A 7,405-nucleotide genomic window follows, 5' to 3' on the forward strand; every position below is an offset into this window, starting at 1 on the left:
TCGCGTCACGACGGAACTGCTCCGGATACTTCGACCTGCGAGGCACCAGGACATCCTCCCTCCAGACCAGCGTCTGGAATCAAGGTGTCCGCATCACGGGGGCAGCTCCACATGTCTCTGGTCATCTAGCAACGGACGACGCACTCCAGCATGCCGTCCAGTTCGGACGGGTTCACAGTCGGTCGTGTCCGAACTGATCGAAAGCGAGGTGCGGCATGTCGACAAAGGGCGTGTTCAAGCGGTGTGGGTGCCGGTGCACAGTGACGGGGAAGCAGTTGGGTGCACGTTGTGGCCGACTGGATGAGCCGGGTCATGGGTCGTGGTGGTTCGCGGTCGAGGGGTTGCGGGCTGCGGGCGGGTCTCGTTCGCGGGTGCGTCGCGGCGGCTACGTCTCGGAGGATGCCGCGAAGGCTGCCCGGGAAGAGGTCGCGGCGACGGCCAAGGGGATCGGGCTGACGACCGGTTACTGGCTGGAGTCCTGGGTCCGCAGCGTCCGACTACGTCCAAGTACGCGCCGGAACTACCGGCAGCATGTCGTTACACACCTGATCCCGCAGCTGGGTGATCTACCTTTGGTGACGTTGAGTGTGGGCGATGTACAGAAGGCATTCGCCGCGATCGCGGCTGGGGACGGTTCCCGGTACGGACGGCTGGCGCCGTCGACGGTGGCGCGGGTCCGAGCGACGTTGAGTTCCGCGCTGACCGCCGCAGTGGGGAACGAACTTCTGGCACACAACCCGGCACGAGGTCGGGAGATCGACCTCCCGGAGGTGGTGGCGCCGCGGCCGTATGTGTGGACTGAGGCGCGGGTGGCGCGCTGGCGGGCGACGGGATGGCGTCCGGGGCCGGTGTGCGTGTGGACGAGAGAGCAGACAATAGAGTTCCTCAACGCCATCGCCGGACACAAGCGCTACCTGTATTACCACCTCGTGGCCATCACTGGCCTGCGCCGGAGCGAAGCCGCCGCGTTGCGCGAGGTAGATGTCGATCTGCGCCACAATGAGCTGTTCGTGATCACCAGGCCGGATCCCGGCGAGCATGTGGACGGTGACGGAAAGCTGAAGAGTCAGCACAGCACCCGGACCATCGCGCTCGACCATGTCACCGCCGGCCTGGTGCGGCGCTACCTCATCGCTCACGCTGGGCTCCCCGCGGGACCCATGCCTTGCATGCGCGCTTGACCTGGGAAAACACCGCCGGAGCGAGCACAGCAGCGGGCACCGATGTCTCCACATGGGCTCCGTTGCTCATGTCGTGCTCGAAACGGCGCCATGAATCCCACGCCCGCAACTCTCCGGGACACACGATCGGACACACAAACGTCAGCATCGGGAATGGCCAAGCCGGACCAGAGGGGGGCGGCCCTGCTGTCCACGGCTGACCCACAGAAGTTCAACTTCCCAATGACAGCAACAAAAACTGGGTATCGCCGGATCTTGGAGCAGTCCACCTCGACGGGGAGTCAACCCTCATCGTCGCCCGATTTCGTCACGGCGACTGGCTCCGATGTCCGCGCTCGGCCGCACAACCGGCCACACGCGACGCCGCGGAGCCGGTCAAAGATCATTAACTTCCGTGTTTCTGCAGGTCAGAAGCATGATCGTGGTGGGCCGCCTGGGGCTCGAACCCAGAACCTACGGATTAAAAGTCCGCAGCTCTACCAATTGAGCTAACGGCCCGTGCGGCTGAGTCTAGTAGACCGCCGTCGACCACCAGGATGGCGGGGCGGCCGCTCCGGCGCCACGGAATTGTCGGGGGTGTCTGCCATGGTAGGGGGCATGGACACGATCCCCGAGGAGAACTACTCGGTCCGCTGGTCGGGCGGCAGGCCGGAGGTGTCGCGCACGGCGAGCGAGCGCCAGATCCTGACGTCCCTCCTCGACTGGCATCGCCGCACTTTCGAGCTGAAGTGCCAAGGTCTGACACCGGAGCAGCTGGCCCTGCGGTCGACAGAGCCGTCGACCATGTCCTTGCACGGGCTCCTCAGACATCTCACCGGCGTCGAGCGCTGGTGGTTCCGCATCCAGTTCGTGGGCGAGGACGTCCCCCTGCTCTACTACTCCGACGAGCGGCCCGAGCAGGACTTCGACGACACCGACGGCGACATCGAGGCCGCGTGGGCGGCCTGGCGTGACGAGTGCGCGCGGTCCAGGGAGATCGTGGCCGCCGCCTCGCTCGACGACACGGGCACGAGCCGCCGCGACGGTGAGCCGTTCTCGCTGCGGTGGTTGCTGGTCAACCACATCGCCGAGTACGCGCGCCACAACGGCCATGCCGACCTGCTGCGTGAGCGCATCGACGGGAAGACGGGCCACTGAGGGACGGGGATGCGATGCTGGCCTGATGAATGCCGATCCCGATTCCGGCCTCCTCTCCCCGGTCCGCGCGGGCACGCCCGCCGAGGCGGCGACGGGGGATCTCGCCTGGGTGCGGGCCTTGCTCGACACCGAGGCCGCGCTCGCCAGGGCGCAGGCGCGCACGGGGCTGATCCCGACGGCCGCCGCGGACGCGATCACCGAAGCGGCCGCGTCGGCCGAGATCGACGTGGTCGCGTTGGCGAGGGCGGCGCGTGAGACGGCGAACCCGGTCGTGGGGTTGATCAATGAGCTGACCGCGGCCGCCGCCGGCACGGAGTACGTCCATCGCGGCTCGACCAGTCAGGACATCTTCGACACCGCGATGATGCTGGTCGCCGCGCGGACGCGCGAACTCCTCACGGCCGACCTCGAGACGACGGCGGACGCGCTGCGGGAACTCGCCCGCGCGCATCGCGACACGATCATGCCGGGCCGCACCCTCACCGCCCACGCCGTCCCGACGACGTTCGGGCTCAAGGCGGCGGGGTGGCGTCAGCTGACGCTCGACGCGCTCGACAGGTTGAACCGCGTCGTCCTGCCGGTCTCGCTCGGCGGGGCCGCCGGAACACGGGCCGCATACGCCGAGTACGCGCGCCTCGCCGAGTTGCCCGACGGCTATCCGCAGCGGCTGCAGACGGCCTTCGCCGAAGAAACCGGGCTGGCCGAGACCACGCTCCCCTGGCACACCCTTCGCACCCCGACGGCCGACCTCGCGGCGGCGCTCTCGTTCACCGCCGCCGCGCTCGGGAAGATCGCGGTCGACGTCCAGTTCCTGACCCGTACCGAGGTCGGTGAGGTCAGCGAACCCGCGGGTGAGGGCCGTGGCGGTTCTTCGGCGATGCCGCACAAACGCAACCCGGTGCTGGCGACGCTGATCCGTTCGGCCGCGCTCCAGGTGCCGGTGCTGGCCACCGGCGTCACCCAGGCCCTCATCTCCGAGGACGAACGGTCCGCGGGCGCGTGGCATGCCGAGTGGCAGTTGTTGCGCGAATGCCTGCGCCTGACCGGCGGCGCCGCGCACACCGCGGCCGAACTCGCCCGCGGCCTGGTCGTCGACGACGGCCGCATGCGCGACAACCTCGGCCTCACGCACGGCCAGATCGTCTCCGAGCGGCTTTCGACCGTGCTCACTCCGCTGCTGGGCAAGGCGCGGGCCAAGGACGTCCTCGGACAGGCGGCCAAACTCGCGCTGGAGCAGGATCGGCCGCTCGGCGCGGTTCTTTCCGACCTGCCGGAGATAACCGGGGTCCTCCCCGCGGAATCCCTCGCCGACCTGCTGGATCCCGCGAACTACACCGGCTCGGCCGGGGTGCTGACGGACGCCGCGCTGGAAGTCCGCGAAGAAAATCCGAGAACTTCTTGAACCGGTCCCGTGAGGGGTCCGTGTAGGGGATACAAGCTCACCGCGCCAAGCCGCGGAACCCCTACGAACAAGGAGAAATCCCATGCTTCGCAAGCGTTTCGTCGTCGCAACGGCGTCTGCGGCCGCGGGCCTGGCGCTGCTGTCGGCCTGTTCGGGTGGCGACGAGGCCACTTCGCCCGCCGTCGCGCCGGCCGCCGCAGTGGCCGGGGCGGGCGGGAACGCCCCCGCGGCCAAGGGTGAGACCAAGGTGGCCGTGGCCGAAGCGGGGGATCTCGGCCAGGTACTCGTCGACAAGGACGGGTTCACCTTGTACCGCTTCGACAAGGACAGCGCGAAGCCGCCGAAGTCCAATTGCGACGGTGACTGCGCGAAAGCCTGGCCGCCGGTGCTCGCGGACGGCGACGTGCAGATCGAAGGCGTGGACCAGGCCCTGGTCGGCGAGCTGACTCGCGCCGACGGCCGCAAGCAGGTCACCGTCGGCGGCTGGGCGCTCTACCGCTACGCCAAGGACGTCAAGGCAGGTGAGACGAAGGGGCAGGGCGTCGGAAGCACCTGGTACGCCGCGAACGCCAAGGGCGGCAAGGCCGGGCAGGCGGCCAAGGAGGCTCCGGCCGAGCAGAAAGCGGAAGGCGCCACGAAGCTGGTCGCGAGCAACGTCGACGGCATCGGACCGGCCATTGTGGACAAAGAGGGCTTCACCCTCTACATGTTCACCAAGGACAAGAAGAACAAGCAGCCGACCTGCAACGGTGACTGCGCGAAGGCTTGGCCGCCGGTGCTCGCCGAGGGCGACGTCCAGCTCGAAGGCATCGACTCGAAGCTGCTCGGCACCGTGAAGCGCGCGGACGGCACCACTCAGGTCACCGTCGGCGGCTGGGCCGTTTACCGCTACGCCAAGGACGCCAACGCGGGTGAGGCGAACGGGCACGGCGTCGGCGGCACCTGGTTCGTCATCGAGCCCGCCGGCTGCAAGAGCACCGCGCCGGTGAAGGACAAGGCAGCCCAAAGCGGGAACGCCGCCCCCAAGAAAGAGGAGGGCGCTCCCGCCGAGGCCGGTGGTTCGGAGTACGGCTACTGAGCCTAAGACCTAGTGGGCCAGGCCCGGCGGTCGCTCTTCACGAGCGACGGTCGGGCCTTTTTCATGCTTCGGCAACCGCGAACCGTCCCGAACGGGGTCGACGGCCGTGGCGCTGTCGACCCGGTCCACCACCACGTTCTCCTCTTCGTCCTCCGGCAGCAGCACCTTGTGCCGCGCGGGCAGGAACGCGATCACCAGACCGAGCGCGGCGAGCCCGAGGTGCAGCCAGTTGTCCGGCCCGTTGAGGTTGAACGGGTTACCCGCTTCTGAGACCGGGTTCGTCGAAACGGTCCCGGTGATCATGAGCCCCCAGACGAACAGGGCCCCGAAGGCGACGAAGGTCAGGAAACCGAAGACCCGGGCTCGCCCCGAGCTGAAGGTCAGCAGCAGACCGATCAAGCCCATCAGAACGAATCCGAGGTTGTACAGCGGGTTCACCGAGAAACCGAGAACGGTCGCGTCGTTGCGACCGGCGAAATCGGCGAATCCGGTCCGGGTGAAGCCCACGATCCCGAACACCAGGAAGGCCAGGCTTGCCAGCCCGGCCAGGACCTGCGCGGGCTGGAGCCCGGCCGTCCGAATTCGTGCGCGTTGTGTACGTGCCATTGCTCCGCCTTCCAGAGTTGGCGCTGAGTCACGTTGGAAGGCAGGTACCCCCGGGACCTCCCGGACAAACCGGAAAGACGCTCCTCGACGACGCCCCGCGTTCAAGGGGTCACAGCACGCGCGATCAAACGAGACCCACATCACACAAACGCCTCAATCGTGAACACGAACGGGTGAATCGGTCAACAAGTCGTGTGGGCAAGGTGAGCGGAGTCTTCCTCCTGGTGGGGCTGTTCTTGGGGGCCATTCTCGCGATGCTGTTGGTTCCGCCGTCGCGGCCCGACACGACGGTGGTCGCGGCGGCGTCGGGAGCCGCGGCGATGACCGTCGAATCAGAGGTCGCCGAACCCCCGGAGCCGCCGCCCTCGAACACACCGGACCAGCCCGCCTCGGCTGAGCCCGACAAGACGGCGGCCATCGATCCGAAGGCCCTCGCGACACTCGTCCCCGACGGGCAGGTGAGCGTGGTCGTCCATGACCGCGTCGCCAAGAAGAACACGGTTTCCCTGCAGCCGGATCGTTTTTACACCTCGGCGTCCTTGGTGAAGGTCCTCATCGCGCTCGAAGCGCTCAAAGGCGGCACGCCGTCGAGCACAGTGCAGCGAATGCTCTCGGCCAGTGACGACGAGACCGCCAGCAGACTGTGGTCCGAACTCGGCGGACCCGCCATCGTCACCCGCTGGGCGGCCAAAATCGGCCTCCGGGGCACCCGTCCGCCCGAGGATCCCGGCCGCTGGGGCGACACCCGGATCACCGCCGCGGACGTCGCGAAGATCTACCGCTACCTACTGGAACAGGTCAGCGCGGGATCGCGGACGACGATCATGCGCGCGTTGAGCGGCGCGACGGAGAGCGGTTCCGACGGGGTTCGCCAGTATTTCGGCATTCCGGACGCCGTCGGCGACCTCCGCTGGTCGGTCAAGCAGGGCTGGGCGTGTTGCCGCGGCAGCCGGATCCTCCACAGCTCCGGGGTCGTCGGCAAGGACGACCGCCACATCGTCGTCGTGCTGACGTCGCAACCGACGTCGACCACCTACACCAGCGGCGGCAGGCGGGTGACCGAGGTGGTGAAAGCGCTGGTCCCGGCACTGCCTCCGGACTGACCCGCTATTGACGACCTGTAAACAAGTGGGACAGGGGCTGTACGCCGCTCTCTCGGGAGGCACTCCTGTTGCAGGTCGCGCATCCGGTGGTCGGCGCCGGGGTGCACGACCATTCGAACTACACCGAGGACCCCTGGGGACGCCTCGACCGGACCATCGATTCGTTGCTGTCGCAGGTTTTCGGCGGGCCGGAGGCGAAGGCGGAAGCCGAGCGGCTCCGCGAGCCGCACAAGACGATCAAAGGCGTCGACCACCGCGGCGAGCGGTATCACGCGTTGCACCCCGAGGCTTACCGGTGGGTGCACGGCTCGACGTCTCCGACGATCGTCCGCATGCACGAGGTCTTCGTGCACCCTTTGTCCCGCAACGAAGAAAGCCGCTTTTACACGGAATGGCACCGGCTCGGCCTGCTACTCGGCCTCCGCCAGCACCACCTGCCGCCGAACCTCGAAGGCTTCGAGGCCTACTTCGACGACATGGTCGCGAATCGCCTCGAAGACAATCACACCGTTCGGGAACTGCTCCACTCGATCACCATGCGGGACACTCCTCCGCCGCCGTGGTGGTTCTTGCCGGAAGTCCTGTGGCGCCCGTTCCGCCCGGCGGGCGGGAACGTCCTGACACTGTGCGCGATCGGCTTGCTGCCCCAAGCTCTGCGCGAGCGGCTCAGTCTCAAGTGGACAGACGAAGACGAGCGCCTTCTCCAGCGGCTGGGCGCGGTCATGCGGGCGACCGGGAAGCGAGTACCCGACCGGCTTCGCCGGTATCCCAAGGCTTACCGCGCCAAGCACAGGTCGCGGGCCTCGTGGGGGGGGGGGGGGGGGGTTCCCCGCCCTCCCCCCCCCCAAGAACCAACATTTCCCCCCCAACCCTCGACAAACCCCCCCTCCCCCCCTTT

The 7,405-nt window shown here is 67.9% G+C and carries 7 protein-coding genes and 1 tRNA gene; 6 read left to right on the forward strand and 2 right to left on the reverse strand.

The window, feature by feature from the left end; genetic code table 11:
- The first annotated feature begins 371 nt into the window (after window positions 1-371).
- Window positions 372-1,181: a tyrosine-type recombinase/integrase gene (locus tag ACZ54P_RS00005; RefSeq protein WP_465459354.1), complete on the forward strand. Its 810-nt coding sequence runs from the start codon at window positions 372-374 to the stop codon at window positions 1,179-1,181.
- Between the two features lie 422 nt (window positions 1,182-1,603).
- Here the strand turns inward: ACZ54P_RS00005 and ACZ54P_RS00010 are convergent.
- Window positions 1,604-1,679 (reverse strand) — tRNA-Lys (locus tag ACZ54P_RS00010).
- 99 nt (window positions 1,680-1,778) lie between these two features.
- Here ACZ54P_RS00010 and ACZ54P_RS00015 point away from each other — a divergent pair.
- The 3 genes from ACZ54P_RS00015 (at window position 1,779) to ACZ54P_RS00025 (ending at window position 4,798) form a co-directional block, all read left to right on the forward strand.
- Window positions 1,779-2,318 (forward strand): DinB family protein, encoded by a 540-nt coding sequence (locus ACZ54P_RS00015; RefSeq protein ID WP_465459355.1) that lies wholly within the window; start codon window positions 1,779-1,781, stop codon window positions 2,316-2,318.
- A 25-nt stretch (window positions 2,319-2,343) separates the two neighbouring features.
- The gene (locus tag ACZ54P_RS00020) at window positions 2,344-3,720 is read left to right on the forward strand and encodes a nitrosuccinate lyase (protein ID WP_465459356.1); all 1,377 of its coding nucleotides are present in this window, start codon (window positions 2,344-2,346) and stop codon (window positions 3,718-3,720) included.
- Window positions 3,721-3,802: 82 nt separating this feature from the next.
- Window positions 3,803-4,798 carry a hypothetical protein gene (locus tag ACZ54P_RS00025; protein WP_465459357.1) on the forward strand — a complete coding sequence of 332 codons (996 nt, stop codon included), beginning with the start codon at window positions 3,803-3,805 and terminating at the stop codon, window positions 4,796-4,798.
- 9 nt (window positions 4,799-4,807) lie between these two features.
- On the opposite strand, the gene ACZ54P_RS00030 is transcribed toward ACZ54P_RS00025, so the two are convergent.
- Window positions 4,808-5,404 (reverse strand): DUF4383 domain-containing protein, encoded by a 597-nt coding sequence (locus tag ACZ54P_RS00030; protein WP_465459358.1) that lies wholly within the window; start codon window positions 5,402-5,404, stop codon window positions 4,808-4,810.
- Between the two features lie 194 nt (window positions 5,405-5,598).
- On the opposite strand from ACZ54P_RS00030, the gene ACZ54P_RS00035 reads away from it, so the two are divergent.
- On the forward strand, window positions 5,599-6,507 hold the full coding sequence (locus ACZ54P_RS00035) for a serine hydrolase (RefSeq protein ID WP_465459359.1): 909 nt from the start codon (window positions 5,599-5,601) through the stop codon (window positions 6,505-6,507).
- Between the two features lie 68 nt (window positions 6,508-6,575).
- A partial coding sequence (locus ACZ54P_RS00040) for an oxygenase MpaB family protein (protein ID WP_465459360.1) occupies window positions 6,576-7,405 on the forward strand: 830 nt, incomplete at its 3' end.

This window comes from Amycolatopsis sp. NPDC034160 (assembly GCF_055575355.1).

What these genes read in the sequence shown, in the direction of transcription:
- ACZ54P_RS00015 (WP_465459355.1), top strand. Translation starts at nt 1,779, where the DNA reads ATGGACACGATCCCCGAGGAGAACTACTCGGTCCGCTGGTCGGGCGGC.
- ACZ54P_RS00020 (WP_465459356.1), top strand. Translation starts at nt 2,344, where the DNA reads ATGAATGCCGATCCCGATTCCGGCCTCCTCTCCCCGGTCCGCGCGGGC.
- ACZ54P_RS00025 (WP_465459357.1), top strand. Translation starts at nt 3,803, where the DNA reads ATGCTTCGCAAGCGTTTCGTCGTCGCAACGGCGTCTGCGGCCGCGGGC.
- ACZ54P_RS00030 (WP_465459358.1), bottom strand. Translation starts at nt 5,404, where the DNA reads ATGGCACGTACACAACGCGCACGAATTCGGACGGCCGGGCTCCAGCCC.